General features: G+C 65.6%; 28 protein-coding genes. 10 read left to right on the top strand and 18 right to left on the bottom strand.

All coding sequences use genetic code 11. The features are described from left to right. Positions 1-82: 82 nt before the first annotated feature. Positions 83-334 (bottom strand): hypothetical protein, encoded by a 252-nt coding sequence (locus P7F60_RS16860; protein ID WP_277918908.1) that lies wholly within the window; start codon positions 332-334, stop codon positions 83-85. Positions 335-552: 218 nt separating this feature from the next. On the opposite strand from P7F60_RS16860, the gene P7F60_RS16855 reads away from it, so the two are divergent. Beyond that, entirely contained in the window at positions 553-984 is a 432-nt protein-coding gene (locus P7F60_RS16855; protein ID WP_277918907.1) for a pyridoxamine 5'-phosphate oxidase family protein, read from the top strand. A gap of 61 nt (positions 985-1,045) precedes the next feature. Here P7F60_RS16855 and P7F60_RS16850 read toward each other — a convergent pair whose 3' ends face one another. Together P7F60_RS16850 and P7F60_RS16845 are read right to left on the bottom strand one after the other, a co-directional pair. Continuing rightward, positions 1,046-1,258: a hypothetical protein gene (locus P7F60_RS16850; RefSeq protein WP_277918906.1), complete on the bottom strand. Its 213-nt coding sequence runs from the start codon at positions 1,256-1,258 to the stop codon at positions 1,046-1,048. A gap of 19 nt (positions 1,259-1,277) precedes the next feature. Continuing rightward, entirely contained in the window at positions 1,278-1,502 is a 225-nt protein-coding gene (locus tag P7F60_RS16845) for a hypothetical protein (RefSeq protein WP_277918905.1), read from the bottom strand. Between the two features lie 163 nt (positions 1,503-1,665). Between P7F60_RS16845 and P7F60_RS16840 the strand changes: the two genes are divergently transcribed. Both P7F60_RS16840 and P7F60_RS16835 read left to right on the top strand, forming a co-directional pair. Further along, the gene (locus P7F60_RS16840) at positions 1,666-1,962 is read left to right on the top strand and encodes a helix-turn-helix transcriptional regulator (protein WP_277918904.1); all 297 of its coding nucleotides are present in this window, start codon (positions 1,666-1,668) and stop codon (positions 1,960-1,962) included. A 175-nt stretch (positions 1,963-2,137) separates the two neighbouring features. Then, positions 2,138-2,371 carry a BrnA antitoxin family protein gene (locus P7F60_RS16835; protein ID WP_277919187.1) on the top strand — a complete coding sequence of 78 codons (234 nt, stop codon included), beginning with the start codon at positions 2,138-2,140 and terminating at the stop codon, positions 2,369-2,371. A 225-nt stretch (positions 2,372-2,596) separates the two neighbouring features. Here the strand turns inward: P7F60_RS16835 and P7F60_RS16830 are convergent, their stop codons facing one another. From P7F60_RS16830 to P7F60_RS16800, 7 genes are all read right to left on the bottom strand, one after another. After that, a complete protein-coding gene (locus tag P7F60_RS16830; RefSeq protein ID WP_277918903.1) occupies positions 2,597-4,030 on the bottom strand; it encodes a YncE family protein in 1,434 nt (477 codons plus the stop codon). 85 nt (positions 4,031-4,115) lie between these two features. Next, complete coding sequence (locus P7F60_RS16825) at positions 4,116-4,883, bottom strand: 2,3-dihydro-2,3-dihydroxybenzoate dehydrogenase (protein WP_277918902.1); 768 nt, start codon at positions 4,881-4,883, stop codon at positions 4,116-4,118. A gap of 4 nt (positions 4,884-4,887) precedes the next feature. Continuing rightward, the gene (locus P7F60_RS16820; protein ID WP_277918901.1) at positions 4,888-8,979 is read right to left on the bottom strand and encodes an amino acid adenylation domain-containing protein; all 4,092 of its coding nucleotides are present in this window, start codon (positions 8,977-8,979) and stop codon (positions 4,888-4,890) included. Between the two features lie 4 nt (positions 8,980-8,983). Further along, positions 8,984-9,220, bottom strand: a complete 237-nt coding sequence (locus tag P7F60_RS16815; protein ID WP_277918900.1) for a phosphopantetheine-binding protein — start codon at positions 9,218-9,220, stop codon at positions 8,984-8,986. 4 nt (positions 9,221-9,224) lie between these two features. After that, on the bottom strand, positions 9,225-9,866 hold the full coding sequence (locus tag P7F60_RS16810; RefSeq protein WP_277918899.1) for an isochorismatase family protein: 642 nt from the start codon (positions 9,864-9,866) through the stop codon (positions 9,225-9,227). A gap of 1 nt (position 9,867) precedes the next feature. Then, positions 9,868-11,493, bottom strand: coding sequence for an AMP-binding protein (locus P7F60_RS16805; RefSeq protein ID WP_277918898.1), 1,626 nt, complete (start codon positions 11,491-11,493; stop codon positions 9,868-9,870). Next, positions 11,490-12,653, bottom strand: coding sequence for an isochorismate synthase (locus tag P7F60_RS16800; RefSeq protein WP_277918897.1), 1,164 nt, complete (start codon positions 12,651-12,653; stop codon positions 11,490-11,492). Before P7F60_RS16800 ends, P7F60_RS16805 begins: the two co-directional genes overlap by 4 nt. Positions 12,654-12,750: 97 nt before the next feature. On the opposite strand from P7F60_RS16800, the gene P7F60_RS16795 reads away from it, so the two are divergent. Continuing rightward, complete coding sequence (locus tag P7F60_RS16795; RefSeq protein WP_277918896.1) at positions 12,751-13,872, top strand: ABC transporter substrate-binding protein; 1,122 nt, start codon at positions 12,751-12,753, stop codon at positions 13,870-13,872. Position 13,873: 1 nt separating this feature from the next. Here P7F60_RS16795 and P7F60_RS16790 read toward each other — a convergent pair whose 3' ends face one another. After that, the gene (locus P7F60_RS16790; RefSeq protein ID WP_277918895.1) at positions 13,874-14,653 is read right to left on the bottom strand and encodes an ABC transporter ATP-binding protein; all 780 of its coding nucleotides are present in this window, start codon (positions 14,651-14,653) and stop codon (positions 13,874-13,876) included. 10 nt (positions 14,654-14,663) lie between these two features. Continuing rightward, complete coding sequence (locus P7F60_RS16785) at positions 14,664-15,716, bottom strand: iron ABC transporter permease (protein ID WP_277918894.1); 1,053 nt, start codon at positions 15,714-15,716, stop codon at positions 14,664-14,666. A gap of 85 nt (positions 15,717-15,801) precedes the next feature. Here P7F60_RS16785 and P7F60_RS16780 point away from each other — a divergent pair, with 85 nt between their 5' ends. The 5 genes from P7F60_RS16780 (at position 15,802) to P7F60_RS16760 (ending at position 21,566) form a co-directional block, all read left to right on the top strand. Beyond that, positions 15,802-16,638, top strand: coding sequence for an alpha/beta hydrolase-fold protein (locus P7F60_RS16780; protein WP_277918893.1), 837 nt, complete (start codon positions 15,802-15,804; stop codon positions 16,636-16,638). A gap of 153 nt (positions 16,639-16,791) precedes the next feature. Then, on the top strand, positions 16,792-19,050 hold the full coding sequence (locus tag P7F60_RS16775) for a TonB-dependent siderophore receptor (RefSeq protein ID WP_277918892.1): 2,259 nt from the start codon (positions 16,792-16,794) through the stop codon (positions 19,048-19,050). Between the two features lie 106 nt (positions 19,051-19,156). After that, on the top strand, positions 19,157-19,843 hold the full coding sequence (locus P7F60_RS16770) for a Fe2+-dependent dioxygenase (RefSeq protein ID WP_277918891.1): 687 nt from the start codon (positions 19,157-19,159) through the stop codon (positions 19,841-19,843). A 1-nt stretch (position 19,844) separates the two neighbouring features. Beyond that, on the top strand, positions 19,845-20,483 hold the full coding sequence (locus tag P7F60_RS16765) for a tetratricopeptide repeat protein (protein ID WP_277918890.1): 639 nt from the start codon (positions 19,845-19,847) through the stop codon (positions 20,481-20,483). A gap of 3 nt (positions 20,484-20,486) precedes the next feature. Beyond that, entirely contained in the window at positions 20,487-21,566 is a 1,080-nt protein-coding gene (locus P7F60_RS16760) for an alpha-hydroxy acid oxidase (RefSeq protein WP_277918889.1), read from the top strand. 174 nt (positions 21,567-21,740) lie between these two features. Here P7F60_RS16760 and P7F60_RS16755 read toward each other — a convergent pair whose 3' ends face one another. After that, positions 21,741-22,019, bottom strand: coding sequence for an HU family DNA-binding protein (locus P7F60_RS16755; RefSeq protein WP_277919186.1), 279 nt, complete (start codon positions 22,017-22,019; stop codon positions 21,741-21,743). A gap of 420 nt (positions 22,020-22,439) precedes the next feature. On the opposite strand from P7F60_RS16755, the gene P7F60_RS16750 reads away from it, so the two are divergent. Further along, a complete protein-coding gene (locus P7F60_RS16750; protein ID WP_277918888.1) occupies positions 22,440-22,955 on the top strand; it encodes an NUDIX hydrolase in 516 nt (171 codons plus the stop codon). On the opposite strand, the gene P7F60_RS16745 is transcribed toward P7F60_RS16750, so the two are convergent. From P7F60_RS16745 to P7F60_RS16725, 5 genes are all read right to left on the bottom strand, one after another. Continuing rightward, positions 22,936-23,085: a hypothetical protein gene (locus tag P7F60_RS16745; protein WP_277918887.1), complete on the bottom strand. Its 150-nt coding sequence runs from the start codon at positions 23,083-23,085 to the stop codon at positions 22,936-22,938. The two genes, P7F60_RS16750 and P7F60_RS16745, sit on opposite strands and share 20 nt — an antisense overlap. Positions 23,086-23,096: 11 nt before the next feature. Next, positions 23,097-23,336 (bottom strand): hypothetical protein, encoded by a 240-nt coding sequence (locus P7F60_RS16740; RefSeq protein ID WP_347276873.1) that lies wholly within the window; start codon positions 23,334-23,336, stop codon positions 23,097-23,099. Positions 23,337-23,494: 158 nt separating this feature from the next. Beyond that, a complete protein-coding gene (locus P7F60_RS16735; protein ID WP_277918886.1) occupies positions 23,495-23,917 on the bottom strand; it encodes a low affinity iron permease family protein in 423 nt (140 codons plus the stop codon). Positions 23,918-23,985: 68 nt separating this feature from the next. Next, entirely contained in the window at positions 23,986-24,579 is a 594-nt protein-coding gene (locus tag P7F60_RS16730) for a general stress protein (RefSeq protein WP_277918885.1), read from the bottom strand. Between the two features lie 23 nt (positions 24,580-24,602). After that, positions 24,603-24,920, bottom strand: coding sequence for a PepSY domain-containing protein (locus P7F60_RS16725; protein ID WP_277918884.1), 318 nt, complete (start codon positions 24,918-24,920; stop codon positions 24,603-24,605). Positions 24,921-25,053: the final 133 nt, after the last annotated feature.

The following is a 25,053-nucleotide window of genomic DNA, read 5'->3' as shown; positions in this document are numbered from 1 at the left end:
CGGCAGATGGAGCATGGTCGCGTGAAGCCTTCTCCTCCAGCGCGCAAGCAAGCTCGCCGAGCCCTTGGAGGAAGGCCACGCCCTACCGGCCTGAACGGCGCTGGCGGCGAAAATCGACGCGGACGACGTTACCGCAATCAGGCCGCGCGTCCGCGGCAATCGTCCGCGTCTTCGGTTCGGGATTGCCAGCTTGGGCGACGGGTGCGGCGTCCTCCCGTTCGGCCTGCAAAGCCCGCAACTTCTGATAGACGTGAACCACCAGCTTCTTGTAATAGGTCACGATCTGCTGGTGTTCGCGCCGTGGAATGTAGAGTTCGTCAAACCGCTGGGTCATCTCTGTCACCTCCTGCTGGCTCGACAACTCTCCCACGAATTCGCAAGTTCCGGCGTCTTAACCAGCATGGCTAACAGTTTCTGAATCGCATGACGGCAGCGGCGACTTACGCCGATCAGGAACATTTGCGTTTCCCGCGCATTCCCTCGACGGACGCGGGCCGTACAAAGCGGTTCGGCGCGCCGAATCCGCAACCCTGTTTCTGAAGGTGCCTGTTCATGCCCTCGCTGACACTCGCCGACATCGCCCACAAGCTGAAGAAAATAGATTTCTGCATGATGTCCACGCTCGGAGGGTCGGGGATTTCGAACCGTCCAATGAGCAACAACGGCGATGTCGATTATGATGGCGACTCCTGGTTCTTCTCATATGAAAACACCGGAAAGGTTACAGACATCGGGCGTGACCCGCAGGTCTCGCTTTCCTTTACGGAGCCGCCGAGCCTTCTCGGCAAGCCTGGCATTTTCATTTCCATCGAAGGCGAGGCCCGCCTCATCCGCGACAAGGCGCAATTCGAACGGCATTGGATGTCCGATCTGGAGCGCTGGTTCCCAGAAGGGATCGATACCCCCGGCCTCGTGCTGATCAATGTGCGTGGCAACCGGGTGCAATACTGGGACGGTGAGGAGAACGGTGTCATCTCCGTTTGAACGTCTTCAACCCTCGCCTGGCATTGGCGGCGTCACCTCGGTGACGTCGCCTTCAACCTTGTCACGATGCGAAGACCGCTCCGAGATTCACAAACGACCGATGCTGCTCATCGGTATAATCGCCCGCCGCAAACACCCGGAATGCCTTGCCTTGCGACTTCAGTTCCTGCGCGGTCTTCAACGCGTCGGGATAAAGCAGCTTCGGCTCGTCGCGGGTATCGCATCCCTCCGGATCGAGCGAACTGAGCGCGATGATTTGAAACGTCGTCGCCATGGAACTCTCCTCCGATGCCCTAACCCTCGTTGCCGTCCGATATGAAGTTGTCCGGCATGGCATTGCGAGCCTCGCGTAGCGCATTGTCCCGATCCAGCCAGCCAGCGTTGACGAGATCGACAATCGCTAGAGCGGTTTCCCTTGCATTATATCCCGCGTTTTCCATCTCGCGCATGATTGCCGTGATTTTCTGGTCAATGATCTCGTGCAGATCGCCGATATCGGAAGAATGATTGTTTTCCATCGCCATCGCCTCTATTCATCACAACGAAACGGATGTACGCAAACGTTGTTCCAGTCCAATGGCATGGAACCGCCATGTCAGGCGGCGTCGAACTTGCACGACGCCCGCGCTTAACTATATTGAGTGTTCGGCGGATTTCGCCGCCGAGTTTCCCAAACGGTGATTGAACACCCAACGCGCGACCTGTTGCGCGGTTTTTGGAAGGAGTAGCGCGTTGACGCTATCCATACGTGAATTCAATGGTTCGAATATCGAGACCGCCGACGTCGGCGGCATCGGGCAGATTCTGAAGAAAGCCCGGGAGAATGTCGGCTATAGCATAGACGATCTGGCTGAAACGACTGGCTTGACGTCAGCCGAAATCGCACAGGTCGAGAACGAAACCGACGTCGACGAGGCGCGGCTTCGCAGGATTGCCGCAGCGCTGCGGTTTGACTTGAGCCATCTCGGGCCGCGATAAATCGCCCCCTCCCCGCACGCCGACATCCGGAACGCCGGAAGCAATTTCCATTGGAGACCTGCTCTCGGACCCACGATCTCCCCCGGCGGGGAGACCGTGGATCATGGCCCGGCCCGCCTCGACCGTTACGACATCGTCGGACGGCACAACCAGCCGATCGCAAAGGAAATCGATGATGGCGACGACACCCCGAAGACCCACAAACCCGAAAGAGGCCGCAGAAGCTCTTTTCAAGCCGGCAAAGAAAGTCGCAGCACCCGCCGTCGAACGACCTGCGATCCCGAACGCCCGGGAAGTTGTTTCGCTGAGGATCGATAGCGATGTGCTGGCATTTTTCCAGGCTGGCGGGCCGGGCTGGCAGGACCGCATCAACGATGCGCTGCGGGCCGCGATGAAGAAAGCCGAATGACGGCTATCAGGCGGCATAGACCGTCTCTTGCGAATTCCTGCGCGAGCGCAAGCCTGTTGCCGGAACATGGCCGGCGAGGAATGGGTTCGCCGAACATGCTCCATCGCTTATTTTCATAGCATTGCCCGACGCCGAAGCGATCCCGCCTCAACTTGGAAATGCTCCAATCGCGATGCCCCGTCCCGCGCTCGTCGCAACACGGGGCACTCTCGTTCCAATCGGCCGTTAGCGGGCGAACTGGATGTGGGTGATCCGATCGCCCTTGGGGTCGTGCGGCTTCATGGACTTGTTGAGCGAATAGACCCCGCCCTTGCCATCGGCAAACACATGATTGGGGAAAGGCGACTGGTCGAGATTGCCGACGATCTTGCCTTCCGCATCCACGGCCGTCACCGTGCCGGCATCGCGGCTGCTGACATAGGCGAGTTTCGACACCGGATCATAGGCGACGCTGAGCGGGCCGCCGCCGATGCTGACATCATGCAGCAGTTTTCCCGTTTTGCCATCGAGGATCATCAGGTCGTCGCTGCCCTGCCCGACCAGGTAGAGATGATCGCGCTCGCCGTCGTAAGCGACCGCCATCAGGCTGCGCGCGTCCGGCACCGGAATGATCTTCTCGACCGTATCGCTGGCCGTATCGATCACCGCCACCTCTGGCGTCGTCATGCTGACGACGAAGAGCTTGCCGGTCTTTGCATCCATGCGCAGGCCGATCGGCGAAAACACCTTGCCGCGCACCGCAGTCTTCAGCGGAATGCGCTTGGCGAGCGTCATCGCCCTGGCGTCGAAGACGACCAGTTCGGGCGCGGAGAAAGGCGAGGCATAGGCCTTGCCGTTCTTCTCGTCGACGGCGACGTCGCGAACGTGATCGACGAGCTGCGGCTCGAACTGCTTGACCAGCGAGAGATCGTCCTGCTTGTAGACGGCGACCGTGTTCTGGCGGGTATTGGTGACCCAGACCGTGCCGCTGGCGTCATCGGCGGCGATGCCGTAGACGGCAAAGACCATACCCTCCTTGGCGGCTTGGCCGCCTTCTTCCTCGTCACCGCCCGCCTGCGGCGGGGCAAGCGCAGGCGTGATCGCGGCGATCGTCCTCAGGTTCTCCGGATCGAGCTTGAGCAATTGCGATTTCATCTCCGGCGGGCGACCTGCCGTCGTCGTCACGAAGACGGCATTGCTCCTGGCGCCATAGGCCGACTGGTAGACGCCCGGCGGCAGCTTCGCCTCGGCGATCTTGAATTTGTCGGCACCCGAAAGCGGTATGACCGGAGAAATCTTGAGGTCGACGACTTCCGCATTGTAGGGCGCGTCGGTGGTCACGACGATCGGATGGGTGCCGATGGCGGCATCGGCCGGCAGAGTGAACGTGCCCTGGATCTTGCCTTCCGCATCGGCGACGAAGGCGCCGTCGGGATTGAGCACGCTCGTGCCGCGCAGCAGCGTCACCTTCTGGCCCGGCTTGAAGCCGCGCCCGGAAACACTGACTTCGCCACCGGCCGTCAGCGGCGCGCCGCGCTTGGCCGAGGACAGGCGAACCTGCCCCTTGTAAGCCGTATCCGGCGCATCGAAAACCGCTGCGGCAAGAGCGCTGCCGGCAACCAGCAGGCCGGCCAGCAGAACGCTCGGCATCAGCCGTTTGGACGTGAAGAAATGAGTCATGATCGTTTCCCGGTTTCTGATAGGGGGAGGTTATAAAAGATGATTTATTTTCTCAAGTTAAAATCGTCGCGGTTTCGGGCTTTCCTCAGGCCCGCAGGGTCGCGCCACCGTCGACATAGAGATCGGACATGGTGATATGCCCGGCCTCGTCGGACAGTAGGAAGACGACGGCATTGGCGATGTCGCGGGGCGTCGCCAGCTTCTTCAGCGGAATGCCGGCCTTGTAGACCTCGGGCACGCCGGCGATGACCCGCTCGGCGCCATTCTCGTCGGCCCACATGCCGGTCTGCATCGGCGTCAGCGTCGAGCCGGGGGCGATGATGTTGCAGCGGATGCCGAGCGGCGCAAGCTCGAGGCCGAGGCAGCGGGTGAACATGGTCGCCGCCGCCTTGGAGGCGGCATAGGCGGCCATGGCGTGGCGCGGCACGCCGGCGGCATTGGAGCTGACGGTGACGATGACGCCGCGCCGGCGCGGACCCATGACGCGCGCCAGCGCCCGCGAGACATGGAAGACGCCGTCGGCATTGACGGCGAAGACGTTGCGCCAGGCGGCATCGTCGGTCTCGGTAACCAGCGTGTTCGACAGCGCGCCGGCGACGTTGACGCCGAAATCGATCGGCCCCCATTCGGCCTCTACCCGCGCCACCAGCCGGTCGACGGCGGCGCTGTCGGTGACGTCGAGGCTTTCGCGGCGCAGCGCCGTCTCCGGCGCGGGCACGATGGCGTCGGCGTCGAGATCGGCGGCGACGACACGGGTTCCCGCCGCCAGCAGCAAGTCGACCAGCACGCCGCCGATGCCGCCGGCCGCCCCCGTCACCAGCGCCGTCCTGCCGGCAAAACCACTCAGTTGCATGGGATCATCCTTTCAGTTCGAAACGGGCCATGCGCTCGGCCAGCAGCGGCGCGACGACGCCGGCGGCGGTCTGCGAGGCCATCTGCGCATGCAGGAAGGGAACCTCGGCGCAATCCAGCGCCGCCGCGTGATCGGCCCAGAGGCCGGGATGCAGCGGCCGGTCCTTGTGGTCGAGCCCGGCGCGGATGTGGGTCAGCGTGCCGTCGTAGCGGGCATGGTCATGCTGGCGCACCAGCCGGTTGGTATCGAGCACGGCGCGCACGACGCCGTCCAGCGCCGCCTCCGGCAGCAGGCCGAGCGGTCCGTCATGGCGCCTGAGGAAATCGACGATGGCCGGGCGGGTGACGAGATCGGGATAGGCGGCCGGATCGTGGCCGCCGATGGTCAGCAGCGCCTTCAGCGCCGCCGTCGCGTCCGGCTCCGGCTCGGCCCGCCAGCATTCGCAAGGATAGGCGTCGAGCAGGGCGGCAAGCCCGACCCGCCGGCCGCGCGCCTTCAGCGCCACGGCCAGCGCCTGCGCCAGAATGCCGCCCACCGACCAGCCGGCCAGATGCACGATGCCCGCCGGATACAGCGCCTCGATCCGCTCCGCATAAAGCCGCGCCATGCTGTCGAGGCTTTCCGGCAGCGGCTGGGCAGGATCGAGGGCGGGCGATTGCAGCCCGTAGACGGTGCGCGCCGGGCTCAGCGCCCGCGCCAGATGCTGATACCCCCAGGCGATGCCGCCGGCCGGGTGGATGAGGAACAGCGGCGGCCGCGCGCTTGACGATGTCGCGAGGCGGATGACCGGGCCGAGCCCGCCATCGGCGGCATCCGCGCCGGCATCGATCAGCGCGGCGAGGCCGCCGAGCGTCGGATGCTCGAACACCGCGCCGAGGCCCAGTTCGCGCCCGAAGGTCTCGCGCACATGCAGGGCGAGATGCACGGCCAGCAGCGAATCGCCGCCGCAGAGGAAGAAATCGCTGTCGGCGCCGATCTCGCCCTCGACGCCGAGAACCTCGCGAAAGATCGTCGCCAGCCGGCGCTCGGTGTCGGTGGCCAGTGCGGCGGCGACCGGGCGGGCCGTCTCGGCCGGGGCCGGCAGGGCGGCGCGGTCGAGCTTGCCGTTGGCGGTCACCGGCAGCGCGTCGAGCGTCACGATATGGGCGGGCACCATGTAGTCCGGCACCAGCGCGGCGACGGCGCGGCGCAGGGTCTCTTCGGTGTAAGTCGGGTTCGGCACCGCATAGGCGACGAGCCGCCGGTCGCCGGGGCGATCCTCGCGGGCGATTACCACGCCCTCGCGCACCAGGCCGGAGGCGAGGATGGCGGCCTCGATCTCGCCGAGCTCGATGCGCAGGCCGCGGATCTTCACCTGATGGTCGGAACGGCCCAGGAATTCCACCGCGCCGTCGGCCCGCCAGCGGGCGACGTCGCCGGTGCGGTAGAGGCGTTCGCCGGGGCGGAAGGGATCGGGCAGGAAGCGCTCGCGCGTCAGGTCGTCGCGGTTCAGGTAGCAGCGCGCCAGCTGCACGCCGCCGAGATAGAGATCGCCGACGACGCCGGCCGGCACCGGGCGCATGGCGGCGTCGAGCACGTAAAGCCGGGTATTCCACACCGGAAAGCCGATCGGCACCGGGGCGGAGCGGTCCTCGCGGCTCGCCGGCCAGTAGCTGACATCGACGGCGGCCTCGGTCGGGCCGTAGAGATTGTGCAATTCGCCGTCGATGCGGGCATGGAAGTGGTCGCGCAGGTCCGCGCCCAGCTCCTCGCCGCTGCAGAAGACGCGGGCAACGCTCAGCCCGGCGCTGGAGGGCGCGGCGAGGAAGGCCGAGAGCATCGAGGGCACGAAATGCAGCGCCGTCACCCGCTCGTCGCGGATCAGCGCCGCGATGGCGTCGGGATCGCGATGGGCGCCGGGCGGGGCGATCACCAGCGTCGCGCCGGAAATCAGCGGCAGGAAGAATTCCCACACCGAAACGTCGAAGGTCGCCGGCGTCTTCTGGAGAATACGGTCGCCGGCCTCGATGCCGTAATGCCGGCGCATCCACTCCAGCCGATTGACGATCGACCGGTGCTCGATGGCGACCCCCTTGGGCTCGCCGGTCGAGCCGGAGGTGTAGATGACATAGGCCAGATGCGCCGGCGACAGGGCCTGCGGCATCCCCCTTATCCCGCCGCCGCAACCTTCTTCCCCGGGGGGAGAAGGAGGCCGGGGGGCGGCGTCTTGCGTGTCGTCGGACCGGGCGGCGGTCGACAGGGTTGTGGTTGGCTCCATTCCCTTCTCCCCGGCGGGGAGACGGTGGCCCGAAGGGCCGGATGCGGGGATGTTCGCCGGGGTTTGGGCTTGCGTCGTATCAGGCCAGTCGCGGACGGGCAGGGTTTCGGCGAGGCCGGTAAACAGGGGGTCGGTTTCGGCGTCGGTCAGCACGCAGACGGGCCGGGCCGAGGCGAGGATGCGCGACAGGCGTTCGCGCGGGTGGGCGGTGTCGAGCGGCAGGTAGGCGCCGCCGGCGCGCAGCACGCCGACCAGCGCCACAAGAAGCGCGACCGAGCGCGGCAGGGCGATGGCGACCAGCCTGTCCGGGCCGGCGCCGAGACGGGTAAGATGGGCGGCAAGGGCCGCGCTTTTCGCATCCAACTCGGCATAGGAGACGCTGTCGCCCCCGAAGCGCAGGGCGCAGGCCCCGGCATGGCGGCCGAAGGCGGCCTCGATCAACGCGGTCAGCGTCGTCTGAGGCACGGGATGGTCGGTGGCGTTCACCGTCTGGGTGAAATGCCGGGCCTCGTCCGGCGTGGCAAGCGGGGCGGCGGCAAGGCTTTCGCCCGTCAGCACCGCGTCGAGGAAGGCGGCCAGCCGGTCGGCATGGCCCCGGGTTTCGGCCTTCGAATACAGGGTCGGATTGGCGTCGACCTCGAAGGGCAGGCCGCTGCGGGCATCTCCCCGGAAGGTGAAGGTGATGTCGTCGACCGCACCGGCCCCGAGGATGTGCAGGCTGGCGTCGAGCCCGGCAAAGCGCGGCGGATTGTCGAAGGGCTGGACGTTGATCATCGGCCCGTAAAGCCGCCGCTGGCCGCCGATCAGCCCGCGTTCGCGGCGAAGCTGCTCGCTGCGATAGCGCCCGTGGCGCCGCGCGCGCAGCATGTCGCGGGAAAGGCCCGCCAGCGTCTCGGCCAGCGGCGCGTCCTCGTCGATGCGCAGGCGCAGCGGCAGCACGTTCATGACCATGCAGGGCACGCGCGCCGTGACGCTGCCGAGCCGGCCCATGAAGGGCACGCCGACGGTGATGTCCTGCGTGCCGGCAAAGCGTTGGCAATAGGCCGCAGTGATGCCGGTCAACACGTCCGGCCAGGTGAGGTTGTGGCGGGTGGCGAAGGCGTTCAGCCGCGCCGTCAGTTCCGGCGGCAGCAGGCCGGTCTCGCGATGGAAATCATAGGCCGTGACCGCACGGCCGGGCTTGAGGCCGGCGGGCTCGGCCCTGGCGGAAAGCGTCTCGTGCCAGAAGGCGCGGTCCTTGTCGCGCTGCGCCGAGGACCGGTAGGCGGCATCCTCCTCGAAGGCGCGGGCGAGCGGCGCCAGCGGCGGCCTCGCCGCCTCGCCGGCGACGCGCTCGTTGTAAAGCTCGGCGACGCGGTTGGTGAGCAGCACCATGCCGTAGCCGTCGATGGCCAGATGATGGATGCGCTCGTACCAGAGGAAATCCCGAGGCCCGACCTTGTAGAGCCGGAGCAGCGCCACCGGCCCGCGCTCCAGATCGACCGGCCGGGCGGTGTCGCGGGCCATGTCGGCCAAGGCTTGCGCGCGCGGGTCTTCCGCGTCGCCGAGGTCGAGATAGTCGGATATCGGCTGCGCCGCCGGCGTCACCGTCTGGCGCGGGCCGTCCGGGGTGTCGAGGAAGGTCAGCCGCAGGCAGTCGGCCTCCCTTATGGTCGTCTCGACGGCGGCGAGGAAGGCCGCGACGTCGAGCGGGCCGGAAATGGCGATATACTGCCCGGTATTGAGGATCGGGTTGGCCGGGTCGATGCGCTGCATGTACCACAGGCCGGACTGGGCCTCGGTCAGCGGATGGGCCTGTCCGGCGGGCGATGCGGCGCGGGCCGGCTTGGCGGCGGTCACCGCGTCAGCCCTCGCCCTGCCGGGCCTCGATGGCCTTCCACCAGGCGGCGAGCGTGAACTGCTCGGCGAGATCGCCGAAATCGAGATCGACGCCGGCCTCCTGCCACAGGAGGATGAGGTTCATCAGCCGCATGGAATCGAGGCCGAGATCCATCAGGTTGTCGTCGAGGCCGACGGCCTCCGGTTCCTCGTGGATCATGCGGGCGATGTCGGCGCGCATCCGTTCCAGCGTGATGGTCATGGGCTTATTCTCCTGCAATTGCTTCGAGCAGCGCATCCGTGCTCAGGACGACGCCGCAGCGACCGGCGACCCAGTTGATCGCCAGATCGTGCTGGTCCCTCGAAAAATCGGCGAGCGCATCGGCGATGAAAAACGGCTCGATATCGCGCTGGAAGGCTTCGCCGGCGGTCATCATGCAGCCGATATGGGCATAGATGCCGGTGACGATCAGCTGGTCGCGGCCGCGCACCCGCATCAGATGCTCCAGATTGGAGCGCTGGAAGGCGCTGTAGCGGTGCTTGACCAGCACGAAATCGGCAGGCTCCGGCGCAAGCTCGGCAACGATGTCCTGATGCTCCGGTGCGCCCGTCATGCCGGGCCCCCAGAGATCGGCCTGAAGGCCGCGGTCGCGGCGGTCCTGGTCGCCGTTCTGGGCGGTGTAGAAGACGGGGATGCCGAGCGCCCGGCAGCGGGCGGCAAGCCTTGCGATATTGGCGGTCGCCGGCGCGATCGGCGTAGCCTCCCGTTCGAAGGGGGCGACGAAATAGCGCTGCATGTCGTGCACCAGAAGCGCAAGGCGATCCCTTTGCGGTTTCCACGGCGCGCGCGAGGCCGGCAGGTCTTCCGCGCCCGGCAGCGGATAGGCGGCAATGGTGGGCAGGCCCATCTTATCGTCCCTGTTCTTTTTCGAGGAATTCGGCGCGCAACCGGGCGCGCAATTCCTTGCGGCTGACCTTGCCGACGGCGGTGGTGCCGAATTCGCTGACGAAGACGATCTGGTCCGGCACCTTGAATTCGGCGAGGTTGCGCGCGCGCATATAGGCCTTCAGCGCCGCGCCCTTCGGCGGCTCGCCGTTGGCGATGACGAAGGCGCAGCTTCGCTCGCCGAGATAGGGATCGGGGATCGAGACCACGGCGGCGTCGAAGACGCCGGGATGGCCGAGCAGGTGATCCTCGATCTCCTCGGCGGAGATCTTTTCGCCGGCGCGGTTGATATGGTCGGTCGCCCGGCCCTGCACCGAGAGATAGCCCTCCGGCGTGCGGCGCACCATGTCGCCGGTGCGATAAAAGCCGTCCGGCGTGAAGGAGCGGCGATTGGCCGCCTCGTCGTTGTGATAGGCCCGGATGGTATAGGGACCGCGTGTCAGAAGGTTGCCGATCTCGCCCTCGGCGACGGGATGGCCGTCGTCGTCGACGATCAGCACCTCGTCGTCGGGGCTGATCGGTTTCCCTTGCGTCTCCACCACCAGCGCATCGGGATCGTCGAGGCGGGTATAGTTGACCAGCCCCTCGGCCATGCCGAAGACCTGCTGCAGGGCGCAGCCGAGCGTCGGGGTCACGCGCCGCGCCACCTCCGACATCAGCTTGGCGCCGCCGACCTGCAGGATTTTCAGGCTGGACAGGTCGTATTTCGTCGTCGGCGCCGCCTGCAGCCAGAGAAGCGCCAGCGGCGGCACGAGGCCGGTGATCGTCACCTTTTCGCGCTCGATCAGCGCAAAGGCGGTTTCCGGATCGGGGGCCGGGCTGAACACCACCCGCCCGCCGGCATAGAGCGCCCCGAAATAGCCGGGCGAGCTCATCGGGAAATTATGCGCCGCCGGGAGGGCGACGAGATAGACGCTGTCTTCGTCCAGGCCGCAGATCTCGGCGCTCGCCCGGAAGCTGTAGATGTAATCGTCATGGGTGCGCGGGATGAGCTTCGACAGGCCGGTGCTGCCGCCGGAAATCTGCAGGAAGGCGACGTCGGAGGGTGCGGCGTCGTCGCCGGGCAGCGTTGCCATGCCGGCGGTGAAGGCGGAGAAATCCACATGGCCCGGCTTCGCGCCGCCGACCGAGATGCCGTGGCGCAGGGCGGGCGAGACGGCGCGCACCTCGTCGGCGAGGCCGGCATAGTCGAAGCCTTCGCCGCCGAAGAAGAGATAGGCGGCGGCTTGCGATTTCCCGGCGAAATGCACCAGCTCCGTGCGGCGATGCGCCGGCAGCACATAGACCGGGATCAGCCGCGCCAGGAACAGGCCGATGACGGCGGCGAGGAAATCGGGAATGTTGGGCAGTTGCACCAGCACCCGCTCGCCGGGTTGCAGGCCGAGCGCGACATAGCCGGCGGCGGCGCGCTCGGCGCGGGCCAGAAGCTCGCCATAAGTCCAGCGCTCGGCGCCGCCGATCACCGCCAGCCGCTCGGGGTGCGCCTGCGCCCGCTGGCGCAGCATGGCGGAGAAGGTTTCGCCGCGCCAATAGCCGGCCTGGCGATAGCGCTCGGCAAACTCCTCGGGCCAGATCTGCACCGGCTTCATGCTGCATCCTCCGAAAGGGCGCGGCCGTTCTCGTCCATGCCGAGCGCGGCGAGAATCGCCTGGAATTTCGCCGAGGTCTCGTCGGTCTCGGCCGCCGGATCGGAGCCCGGAACGATGCCCGCGCCGGCGAAAAGGCGCATGGTCCGGCCCGCCACCTCGGCGCAGCGCAGCGACACATACCAGTCGCCGTCGCCGCCGGCGTCCATCCAGCCGACCGCGCCGGCATAAAAGCCGCGGTCGTAGCCTTCGAGCGCGGCGATCACTTGCGCCGCGCGCTCGCGCGGCAGGCCGCAGACGGCCGGCGTCGGATGCAGGCGGGCGAGCAGCTCGGCGACCGGCGTGTCGCGATCCCTTAAGCGCCCGCGAATGCGGGTGCCGAGATGCCACATGCTGGCCGTCTGGCTGAGCGTCATGCCCTCCGGGGCCGAGAGTTCGGCGCAGAGTGGGGCTAAGACGTCGAGGATGGTTTCGGCCACCATCCGGTGCTCGCGGCGGTCCTTGTCGGAGGCGAGCAGCGCCTCGCCCGACTGGCGGTCGCGCTGCGGATCGACGTCGCGGCGGGCCGAGCCGGCGAGCGGGTGCGACAGAACCTCCTCGCCGCGCTTCGAGACCAGAAGCTCCGGCGTCGCCCCGACCAGCCAGCGATTGCCGACGGCGCAAAGCGGCGTCAGGAAGGTCGTCACCAGAGGGTCGGCGCCGAGCCGCCGCATCAGTGCGAAGAGATCGACCGAGGCCGCTTCCAGCCGCAGGCTGCGCGACAGCACCACCTTTGCAAGCGCCATCCCGTCTTCGGCCATGAGCGCAAGGCTCGCCGAGACGGCCCGCGCATAGGCGTCGGCGGGGGGCTCGGCGATCAGCCGGCCCTTGACGCCGGCCGTCGTGGCGCCATTCCCAAGCTTCGGAAGGCCGTAAACGCGCGTGAATTCGGCCGGTTGGTAGAGAAAGTCCGCAGCCCTGCGGTCGAAGGGCAGCGCGCCGACCAGAATGGCCGGGCCGTCGCGATGGTCGCGAAAGAAGGAGACGCAGCGCGCGCTGAGCGTGTCGATGGCGCCGGACACCAAGGCCTTGCGAAGACCGGCGGCAACGACCGGCATCGCCTTGTTCGCCAAGCGAAACTCGATCCGGTTTCCGCCGTTCGCGCTCTTTTCCCTGTCGTTCATCGCCGCTCTCTTGCCTATTTTTCCGCTTGGCTTTATTCGCGGCATAACTACTAACATGAGTTAATATGTCAACTTAAGAAATGGAAAGGGCGCCGTTGTGTCCACCCGAGATTTTCCGACCGCAGGCGCTGCCGTGCTGCGGCTGCTGACGGCCCTTCTGGTGTCGCTCCTGTCTTTGGCGACGGCGGCGCTGGCCGAAATTTCCGTTACCGACGTCACCGGCCGCACGGTGAAACTGGAAAAGCCGGCGCATCGGCTGCTGGTCGATGACGGCCGCTACCTCATCGCCCTGTCGCTGATCCATCCCGATCCCGTCAGCCTGCTGACGGCCTGGCCGAAGGACATCAATCGCATCGGCCCGGCGGTCTATCGCCGCTACGTGGAAAAATTCCCGCAGATCGAAAAGCTAGGCCAGGTGGCAAGCTCCGCCCAGCAATTCTCGGTCGAGCAGGTCTTGGCGGCCGAGCCGGATCTGGCGGTGTTCTCGCTGTCGTCGAAACCGTCGGATGCGCAGATCGCCACGCTGGAGGCGGCCGGCATTCCGGTCGTGGTCATCGATTTCTTCAACGATCCGCTCGACAATCTCGAACCCGGCCTGCGCCTGCTCGCCGCCGTGACCGGCCGCTCCGCGCAGGCCGAAGCCTTCATCGCCTTCCGCCGTGAGCGCATGGAGGCGGTCAAGGCGAAAATCGCCTCGACCTCGACCCGTCCGAAAGTGTTCTTCGAGGCCCATGCCGCCCGCACCAGCGAATGCTGCGCCTCGCCCGGCAACGGCAATATCGGCAAATACATCGCCTTTGCCGGCGGCGAGAATATCGGCAACGCGGTCATCAAGGGGCCGGTCGGCGCGCTGAACCTCGAATATGTCATCGAGACCAATCCGGATGTCTATATCGTCAGCGGCGGGCCGCAGATGGAAGGCACGAACGGGCTGCTGATCGGTCCCGGCTATGACGAAAGCACCATCCGCGAGACGCTGGCGCGGGTGGTGGCGCGACCGGGCATTTCCGGGCTGAAGGCGGTAACGGACGGCCGTGTGCATGGCCTGGCGCACCAGCTTCTCAACTCGCCGCTGGATATTCTGACGGTGCAGGCGCTGGCCCGCTGGATTCATCCGGAACTGTTCGGCGATCTCGATCTCGACGCGACGCGACGCGAGATCAACGAACGATTCCTCGCGGTGCCGCTCGACGGCATGTCGTGGGTGGATCTGAAGTAGCCTATCCATCTTCCACGAGGCCGTCCGTGTCGATGCGCAGGCGGCCATTGGAATCGAGGCTGGTGCGGGCGTCGAGGCCGTAGACCTCGGCCAGCGTCGCCCGCGTGATCGCCTGCTCCGGCGTGCCGGCGGCGGCAATGCGGCCGTTCGACAGCACGACGATGCGGTCGCACCAGCGGCAGGCGAGCGCCAGGTCGTGCAGCACCAGCACGGTGACGATATTGCGCTCGCGCGTCAGCTTCGCCACCGTATCCATGACGCGGAATTGGTGGGCGGGGTCGAGGGCGCTGGTCGGCTCGTCGAGCAGCAGCACCGCCGGCTGGCGGGCGATGGCCTGCGCGAGGCTGGCAAGCTGGCGCTGGCCGCCGGAAAGCTGGTCGAGCCGGCGATGGGCAAGATCGGCGATGCGCAGCCGCTGCAGCGTCGCCAGCGCCGTCTTTTCCGCCTCCATGCGTGCCGGCCGCGTTCCTGGCGACGCCATCAGCGCCGCCAGCACACCTTCGAACACGGTGAGGCTGGCGCGCTGCGGCAGGGATTGCGGCATGTAGGTGACGTGGCGGGCATGCTCGGCCGGATCGGTGCCGAGCAATTCCCGGTCGATCAGCCGGATCGAGCCTGTTGCCGGCGCAAGGCCCGCCAACGCGCGCAGGAATGTGGTCTTGCCGGCGGCATTCGGGCCGATCAGCGCCGCCATGCAGCCGTTTTCGAGCGGCGGCAGGGTGATGCCGTGCAGCACGGGGCGGCGATCGTAGCCGGCGGAAAGATCGGTGACGGTCAGCATCGGGCCTTCCTCACATGCGCTCGCGCCGGACGAAGATCAGGCTGACGAAGAAGGGAACGCCGATCAGCGCCGTGACGATGCCGACCGGCATGATCGCGCCCGGCACGATGACCTTGCTCAACACCGAGGACAGGGACAGCACGACCGCCCCCGTCGCCATGCTGGTCGGCAGGAAGAAGCGGTGATCCTCACCCACCAGCCGCCGCGCAATATGCGGTCCGACCAGACCGATGAAACCGATGGTGCCGACAAAGGCGACGGAGATGGCCGCCAGCAGGCTGACGCGCAGCAGCGAGGCGAAGCGCAGCCGCCCGACATGAATGCCGAAGCTGCGCGCCCGGTCCTCCCCAAGGCTCAGAGCCGTCATGCTCCAGGCGACGCGGAAGGAGAGGATCGAAACGAGGCAGAGCACGGCGCAAAGCACCGAAAGATTGGCCGGCGTCGCCCGCGACAGGCTGCCCATGCTCCAGAAGACCAGTTGCTGCAGCGCATCCTGCGAGGCGACGAACTGGATGAGCGCCACCAGCGCATTGAAGGTGAAGACCATGGCGATGCCGAACAGCACCAGCGCATCGCCGCCATTGCCGCGCAGCCGGCTCAGCATCTGCAGGAGCAGCACGGAGGCGAAGGCGAACACGAAGGCGTTCAGCGCCACCGTCCATTCCGTCCTTACCCCCGGCAGACCGATATGCAGCACGATCGCAAGCGCCGCGCCGAAGGAGGCAGCCGAGGACACGCCGAGCGTGAACGGGCTGGCGAGCGGATTGTCGAGGATCGTCTGCATCTCGGCGCCGGCCAGAGCCAGCGAGGCGCCGACGCAGATCGCCATCAGCGCCTGCGGCAGGCGCACATCGAAGACCACGACCCGCATCGGCGCCGACAGGGTGTCGGGCCACATCAGCCCGCGCAGCACATCGGCCGCCGAAAGGCTGGAAGGCCCGGTCACCAGGTCGGTGGCGAAGGCGCAGACAAGCGCGATGCACAGCGCCGCAACGACGAGCGAGCGCCGCCGCAAACTTCTGCGGTAAACCAGAATTTCGCTCTGCACCTCGATGTCCGTCACGGCGGTTTCCACTCTTCGTCGTGTGGACATATGCTGGACTTGACTGTAGGCGTCAAGTTATTGACAGGCGAACGACGAGGCCGGCATGGCGGAAAACCCATATCCGCGGCAAAGCAGTTTTCCCACACAGATGGCGATTTTCGAGACGGCGCCAGACAGCCATGCGCTGTTCCGGATGCCGACGACCACGGCGGACGGCGCCGAATACCGCCTGTTCATCGCCCGCCCGCGCAGCACACCCGGCCCTGCCGGCCACCCGATCCTCTACATGCTCGACGGCAACGCCGCCTTCGACCTCCTGACGCCCGACCTGCTGGCATCGGTCCCGGATCTCTGCATCGTCGGCATCGGCTACGATACGCCGTTCCGCTTCGACGCCACGCGCCGCAGCCTCGATTTCACCCCGCCGCGCAACGGCGCGGGACCGATCGACGATCCCGTCCATCCCGGCCGGCGGATCGGCGGCGCGGATGCCTTTCTCGACCGGCTGTGCGATGCGATCCGCAAAACCGCCGAGAACGGATTTCGCGTCGATGCGACACGGCGCTCGCTCTGGGGCCATTCGCTCGGCGGCTTGCTGACGCTCTATGCGCTCCTGTCGCGGCCCGGCCGGTTCGATCGTTATATCGCCGCCAGCCCGTCCATCTGGTGGGGCGATGAATACCTGCTCAGTTTCAAGCCCCCCTCGCCACCACCGGCGCACCGCGCCGAGGTCGCGATCATGCTCGGCGAAGCGGAGCGCCGCTCCAGCCCGGCGGCGCCGACCTGGAACGGACCGGCCCCGGCAACGCTGGAACTCGCCCGCCACCTTGCGAAACGCGCAGATCTGGACGTCTCGCTGCAACTCTTTCCCGGCGCGGTTCACGTCGCCAGCCTGTTTCAATCCGTACCGATCGCGCTTGTCCGGGCCGCCGCGCCATAAAACATGTATCTTTTTATCAAGATTATTAACCGGAGATATTGACTCCACTTTTTGCCATGCGCTATCTCGCGTTGGGGACGTTCATATCGAAAACGTAATTCGCCTTACCTCACCTCAGGCGGATTGCCTTTGTTTGATCCGAGAGAGGGGCCAATGTCCAATCAGAAACCGCATCTTACTCTTCGGCCGCTGCTGTCCGGCGCGGCTGCCACGGCAGGCCTTGCCTTGACGAGCGCCGCGCATGCGCAATCGCCGACGGTGGCGAACGGCGACCGCGAGGAAGCGCAAAGCGACGCGACCGTGCTGAAAAAGATCACGATCGAAGGGAAAGGCGCAGGCACACCCAACACCAACGACGCCTCGACCGGCATTTCCCGCCTGCCGGCGACGATCAAGGAAACACCGAAGATCGTCAACGTCGTGCCGAAGGAGATCATCCAGCAGCAGCGCGCCACCACCATCGAACAGGTGCTGCGCAACGTGCCGGGCATCACCCTGGCGACCGGCGAGGGCAATGGCGGCCAGAACGGCAGCCAGTTCCGCATTCGCGGCATGCAGGCCCGCTCCGACGTCTATATCGATGGCCTGAAGGATTTCGGCGTCTATACGCGTGACACCTTCAACGTCGAGGACGTGCAGGTGTTCAAGGGTCCGGCGGGCGACAATTTCGGCGCGGGCAATACCGGCGGCCTCATCAACCAGTCCGCCAAGAAGGCGCGGCTCGGCACCTCGACCTCCATCGACCAGGCGATCGGCTCCGGCCTTACGGCGCGCACGACGCTCGACAGCAACATCCAGGTCAACGACACCACCGCCATCCGTTTCAACGGTCTCTACCATCGCCAGGACGTCGCAGACCGCGACAATATCGAGGCCGACCGCCGGGGCTTCGCGGTCGACCTCGGCATGGGCCTGGGGACAAGCACCGAATGGCATCTGAACTACAGCTTCCTGCATGGCGACGGCACGCCGGATTACGGCCAGCCGATGGTGCAGGGCGCCGACGGCATCTTCCTGCCGGCGGCCGAATTCGGCTTCGATCCGTCGATTTCCTATGCCCGCTCGACCAATACCGACATCACCAACAATCATGCGCTGAGTTCCTATCTGAATTCGGAAGTCAACGACTGGCTGACGCTGAGCAACGACACGCGTCTGACCTTCTACGACCGCGATTTCGGCGGCACGCCGCCGGGCGGTTGCTCGGGCGCCTGCGCGGCGAATTTCCTGTCGATTCTCAACGGCGGTGGAAATCCGGACGCCACCTATACGCTCGGCGCCGGGGGCGGCCTCACCTACCTGCAGGACGGCTGGGCTTTCCAGAACGTCAGCACTGCCAAGATGGATTTCGAAACCGGCGGGCTGCGCCACAAGCTGAATGTCGGCCTCGACGTCAGCTACCAGAACGACAAGCGCACCAACGGCGCCTGGCCGACCTGGGCGAACCGCAACATCGAATCGCTGTTCCGGCCGCGCTACACCTATAACTTCACCCCGACCTATGACTATCCCGGCGAACGGACATTCAAGACGACGGATATCGGCGTCTTCGTCAACGACCGTGTCTATTTCACCGACCAGATCTCGGTGCAGGGCGGCCTGCGCTTCGACCGGTTCCGTACCGAGCAGGAGCAGTCCGGCGTCAACCTCGCCCGCACCGATACGGCCTGGAACCCATCGCTGGCGCTGATCTGGGAGCCCGCGCCGGAATATTCGATCTATGCTTCCTATGCCCGCACCAGCAAGCCCAACACGGCCGACGTCGCCGCCCTGGTCGGCCCCGAAAACCTGACCGCGCCGATCTCGCCCGAGAAGAGCGATGTCTGGGAAATCGGCGCCAAGGCGGACCTGATGGATGGCCGCATCGGGCTGACCGGTGCGATCTTCCAGGTCGACAAGAAGAACTCGGTCAACGAGGATACGCAGCTTCCGGCCGGCTCCGGCGACGGACCGACCGGCCGACGCGTGCGCGGCATCGAACTCGGCGTCAGCGGCAAGGTTACCGACGCATGGTCCATCTTCGCCAACTACGCTTATCTGCATGGTGAAATCACCGAATCCGCCACCGCTGCGCAGATCGGCATGGACGCACCCTATGTCCCGCCGCACAATTTCAACGTCTGGACGACCTATACCGTCGCTGAAGAGCTTGCCGCGCAGCTTCCGGGCAAGGTGACCGTCGGCGGCGGCTTCCAATATGCCAGCGCCTTCTGGGTGGACAATGCCAATACCTACAAGATCCCGAGCAGCTTTTCGCTCGACGCAATGGCGGCCTATGAGCAGGACAAATTCCGTATCTCGCTCAACGCCTATAACCTGACCGACCACCAGAACTACCAGTCGGGACAGAGCGGCCGCGCCGTGCCTTCCTCCGGCCGAACCTTCATGGTCAACATCGGAACGACGTTCTGATCCCCATGCCGCCCGGCCGTGCGCCGGGCAGTCCATTTCGGGAGTGGACACGGGTCTTGAACGGGCCCGTGCCTTCGGCCGTGAAGACCTGTTCTACGGAGCTGCCATGCTGATCACCATTCCAGACCTTCTCACGCCCCAGGAGCTTGCCCGCTGCCGCGCGGTCTTGACCGCCAACGACTGGGTGGATGGCCGGGTGACGGCCGGCGACCTGGCGGCGCGATCGAAGAACAATCTGCAACTGCCCGTGGACGGCAAAGCGGCGCGGGAGCTGGGCGAACTGGTGCTGAACGCGCTTGGCCGCAACCCGACCTACAATTCGGCAACGCTGCCGCTTCGCGTGCTGCCGCCGATGTTCAACCGCTATGAGATCGGCATGGCCTTCGGCGCCCATGTCGACAACGCCATTCGCAGCGTGCCGGGCACCGGCGGCATGCGCATGCGCGCCGACGTCTCGACCACGATATTTCTCAACGACCCCGAGGACTATGACGGCGGCGACCTTCTTATCGAGGACACCTTCGGTTGCCACAGCGTCAAGCTTCCGGCCGGTCACGCCGTGGTCTATCCCTCCTCCAGCCTGCACCGGGTCGAGCCGGTGACGCGCGGCAGCCGCTGGGGATCGTTCTTTTGGGCGCAATCCATGGTCCGCGACGATGCCATGCGGGCGATGCTCTATGATCTCGACCTGTCGATCATCGAGACCCGCAACCTGCTCGGCGATGACAATCACGCCGTTCTCGGCCTGGTCAACCATTATCACAACCTGCTGCGCCGCTTTGCGGATCTCTGACATGCCGCAGGACAGGCCGAGCCTTCCCGAGGCCCAGCTCGCGCTCGGCCAGATGTTTCTGGATCGCGGTGATTTCGCGCTGGCGACCGACCATTTCGCCGCCGCCGCCCGCGGCGGTGATGCGCGCGGGTTCAACATGCTCGGCCGCATCCACGAACGCGGCTGGGGCGTGCCGGCCGATGCGGCGCAGGCGGCTGCCTATTATCGCCGCGCCGCGGAGATGGGCGATGCCTGGGCCAAATTCAATCTCGCCGATCTCCATTGTCGCGGCGAAGGGGTGGCGCGTGACGATACCGTCGCCTTCGCGCTCTATCTCGATGCCGCGCAAGGCGGGCACCTCAAATCCCTGAACATGCTCGGCCTGCTGTGCGAGGAAGGTCGCGCCGGCCTGCCCGATCTTGCCAAGGCGGCGGAGTTCTACCGGGCCGGAGCCGAGGGCGGTGATTGCTGGGCCTGCCTCAACCATGCCCGGCTGCTGCTCGCCGAAAAGCGGCCGGCGGATGCCGCCGCCTTCCTGTCGCGCGCCATCGAGACCGGCTTTGCCGATGTCTATCGCGCCATTGCGGACACCTATGGCGACCATCCCGACCAACGCCTCGCCGCCGTCGCCGCCGTCGCCGCCGGCATTCTGATGGAGTAAACCGTGATCGTGCCCGCCGATATCGCCTCCGCGGCCGACTACGAACGGTATTTTCGCGACCGTGCCGATCCGGCGCTCTCCGCCTATATCGACGGCGCCGGCGCCGACGGCATCACCGCGCGCTGGAACCGCGAAGCCTTTTCCCGGCTGGCGCTTCACGGCCGGGTGCTGGCCGACATGCGCGGCGCCCATACCCGCACCCGGCTCTGTGGCATCGATCTCGAATGCCCGTTGTTGCTCGCCCCCGTCGCCCATCACCGGCTGGTGCATGAGGAAGGAGAGGTCGCGACCGCGCTCGGGGCATCGGCGGCCGGCGTCGCCATGACGGTCAGCACGCAGGCGAGCCGGACGCTGGAAGACATCGCCGCCGCCGCGACGACGCCGCTGCTGTTCCAGCTCTACCTGCAGCCCGACCGCGCCGACACGCTGCGCCTCGTGCGCCGGGCGGAAGCCGCCGGCTACCGCGCCCTCGTCGTCACCGTCGACGCGCCGGTCACGGGCTTGCGCAACAGCGAACAGCGCGCCGGCTTCCGCCTGCCGGCGGCTGTGCGCGCCGTCAATCTCGACGGCATGGCAACGCTGGACATGGCCGGTGCGCCGGGACGCAGCCCGGTGTTTTCCGGCCTGCTCGATCATGCACCCGGATGGGGCGATATCGAATGGCTCAGGCGCGAAACGCCGCTGCCGATCCTGTTGAAAGGCATCCTCCACCCCGACGACGCCCGGCGTGCGCTCGCCTGCGGCATCGATTGCCTCGTTGTCTCCAATCACGGCGGGCGCACGCTCGACACGCTGCCAGCGACGCTCGACGCCCTGCCCGCCATCGCCACCGCCGTTCAGGGCCGGGTTCCGCTCCTGCTCGACGGCGGCATCCGGCGCGGAACGGATATCGTCAAGGCCCTGGCGCTGGGCGCGAGCGCCGTACTGATTGGCCGCCCGCAACTGCACGCGCTCGCCATCGCCGGTGCAAGCGGCGTCGCCCATCTGCTGACCATCCTGCGCACGGAACTGGAAGTCGCGATGGCGCTGGCCGGCTGCTCAAGGCCCGATGCCATCGACAAGAATCTTGTCTGGCGGCCCTGATCGGCTTCATGGACGCGGCCGAACGCTTTCGACCGCAAGCCTATTGGCGGCTGCGGTTCTCTTTCATACGCATGGATACCGGCACCCGCGACCGCGACGATCCGTGCGGAATGCCGGAACATCGCCCGGCGCCACGGTAAACCAATAGCGCCGTTTCCTTCGTCGTCCGCGCCGCTACTTGTTCAAGGCATCCTTGAGCGCTTTTGCCGGCGTAAAGGTGATCTTCTTCGATGCCGCCACCTTGATCATCGCCCCTGTCGCCGGATTGCGCGCTTCGCGTTCGGGCGCGTCCTTGACCTTGAACTTTCCAAAACCGGGAAGGGAGGTTTCGGCGCCGCCAAGGGCAGCCGAGGTGATCTGCGCGAGCACCGCCTCAACGATAGCCTTACCCTGAGACTTGGACAGTCCATGCTCGGCTGCGATCTTGTCGGCGATTTCATTGGTCGTCGTCATCATGATCCTCCTGATTGGACCGCCAATCTTGGCGCGGGTCGGTGAGTCTGTCATCTGGCGTGCGCACTGGAAATGCGCGCACGCAACCTTGTCCACAGCATTGAGCACCCGGAGGCTGCCGCTGCCCGCCGCCTCGGCCAACGATTCGGGCTATTTTCCGCTTATCGGACCTCCTCCCGTCTCTCACGACGGCGAACACGCTGACACAGATTGTCGATTGCGGCATCGCGACGACCTGGATGCAAGGCAGACGGGTCTCAAGCCACCGCAACTCAACCGTCGCTGTCTCTGCGGCGACTATAAGAGGATCTTCTCTGTGGCCGGCATTTGCCAGCTTGATGCGGAGAAGTGTCATAAATCTGTCATAAAATCCCGAAGCCTATTGATTTGAAATGGGTTTCTTGACAGCCTGCATCGGTCATGAAGTCAAAGAGAAAGGGCGGCAAGTCCCGCCCGGTCACCCCACCTACCCTGTTTCAACAGCTTGCGAAACATCCTGACAAGCTGTTCACCGGTGCATTTCGGAAGCAATACGGCGCTCTCTGCTTCCGGTACAGGAAGAGTGACGAGGAGATCGACATCCTGGTGATCACCTCCCGTGATACCGGGCGATGGATCATTCCGAAGGGCTGGCCGATGAAAAAGAAGAAGCCGCATCAAGCGGCAGCGACCGAGGCCTGGGAGGAAGCGGGTGTCCGCGGCAAGGCCAACAAGACTCCGGTCGGCAGTTATGTCTATCTCAAGGAACTGGACGACGGCGATGTCGCTCCAGTCATCGTCGAGATGTATCAGGTCGAGGTGACGGAGACCCAGGCGGATTTCAAGGAAAAAGGCCAACGCGTCATCGCCTGGGTCAGCCCGGACGAGGCGGCACGGCGCGTACGCGAGATCGAATTGAAGTCGCTGCTGGTGAACTTCAAACCGTTGCCGCGCTGAAGGCAGGCGGCAGGGCAACCGCGCCGGCACCGCTGCCGATGGCTTGAGGAATGGGCCTTTGCCCGACCATGATGTCGTCCTTCTCAACCGAAAGCCATTCGTCGGGAAGCGTGACGACACCGTCCGGCATCGGGCTGACCGTCACCCAGCCTGGCGCTTCCAATTCTTGTAAGGCGCCAGTTTCTGGCCGGGAAACCGTGTTTCGATTTCGGTTTCGACCTGCGCGATCCGGGCGAGAACATCGCTTGTGTCCTGCCCTGCCCGCGAGAGCTCCTCGCTCTTCGTCTCCAGATCACGCATCGCCTCGTACAGCTCTTCCTCGGCCATCGCCGAAAGAACGTCTGCGAAAACGGCAGGATCGCGTTGCATATTCTGCATCATGATTCACCTTGAGAGCGCGGCCATGCAGCCGGATTAGTCCGCCGCCAACACGGAAAGACTTCAGACGCGATGCATCGGCGTTTACACGCGCTCGCTTCGCGCGGTGGCAGATTCCTGCAATCCCATTGTCCTGGCGGAATGTGCATCCCGCCCGCCCGTCAGCTTTCCGAGCGCTTGCGGTCATAGAGATGGGTCACCTTGCGTTCGACATCGCGGTCGCCCTCGCTATCGGCGGCCTGGCGAAGCATTTCCGTCAAACGCGCAATCTCCTCCTCGTTCAGCTTTTCAATGCCGATGAAGCGGTTTTCAGCCGTGGCGGTGGTGAGGATCAGTTCATCGAGCTTGGCTTGCAGAGCCTTGCTGTCACGGTTCTGGGAATTCTGCAGGATGAAAACCATGAGAAATGTGATGATCGTCGTGCCGGTGTTGACGACGAGTTGCCACGTTTCGGAGAAGCCGAAAATCGGGCCTGTGATCGCCCAGACGACGATGGCGATGAAGGCCAGGACAAAGGTTGCGGGCTTGCCGCTCGTTTCCGCCACCAGATTTGAAAATTGGCAGAACGCTTCACTGATACGCATGCACGTCTCTCCGCGCGCGAAATCGATGGAGGCCGGCTCAAGCGCCGGCCTCGGTTTATTCTCACCGATCAACGGCGATAGCGAAGACGCTCCTGTTCGATTTCGGCCGGGCCATAGGGCGGCAGAGTGTCGTCGAAGCGCGTCCAGCCCTGTTCGTTATAGGCGGCGCGGCGCTCGACCGGATCGACCCAGTTGGACTGACGCAGGATGCTTTCGGCTTCGGTATAGAGGTCGTCGGCAACGCGGGCGGTGACCAGCGTACCGCCGCGACGGACGCCTTCAGCATAGACATGGGCATTTTCTTCCGGCACGCCGGAATTGGTCAATGCGCCGATCAGGCCACCGGCAGCGCCGCCGGCAACGGCACCCGCAGCAGCCCCGGCCGCCGTCGCAGCCAGCCAGCCGGCGGCGACGACCGGCCCGACGCCGGGAATAGCCATGATGCCCAGGCCGGTCAGCAGGCCTCCGATGCCGCCGACGGCCGCGCCGATGCCGGCGCCCGTGCCAGCCCCTTCGGCAGCGTTCGACTCGCCTTCATAACGGCCGTCCGCATTGTTGGAAACGATGCTGATGTCGTCGGACGGAATGCCCCGCGCCTCCAGCGCGCTGACTGCAGCGCGGGCATCGGAATAGTCGTCGAACAGTCCGGTAACGGTTTTCATTGGCGTGCTCCTCGTATTGAGTGTCAGTTGGCGACGATATTGCCCTGATAATCCAGGGCGACGTTCATGGACTTGCCGTCCTTCATGGCCGTGCCGCGCCACACGCCTTTGTCATCGAGCTTCAGGCCGGTGACGTCGGCATAGCCGGCTTCGACGATACGATCCTTGGCCTGGGCCTCGGTAAAGCTGTTGGCGCCTTCGACCGGAGCGGTCGGATTGGAACTGTCGGGTGTCGCTACGGCCGGCGTATCGCCGTCGGTTGCCGGAGCGGTCGAGGTCTGCGCAAAGGCAGCAAAAGTCGAAGCGCCGACGAACGCGGCGGCGAGCAGAAGCTTTTTCATAATTGTTTCCTCGTGTTAGCCCTTTTACAGGTGCTGGGGTAACGCGCACTTTTCCTTTTGGTTCCACGCCAGTGGAAGAAGCCGTCAAGGTCGGTGAGATGCGTTTCGGGTTCTGCACGAGTCTCGAAAGTGA

This window comes from Rhizobium sp. YJ-22 (genome assembly GCF_029601685.1).
In the GTDB taxonomy this organism is placed as follows: Bacteria; Pseudomonadota; Alphaproteobacteria; order Rhizobiales; family Rhizobiaceae; genus Metarhizobium.
The sequence above is the reverse complement of the archived record's forward strand: the minus strand, read 5'-3'. Positions and strand labels throughout refer to the sequence as shown.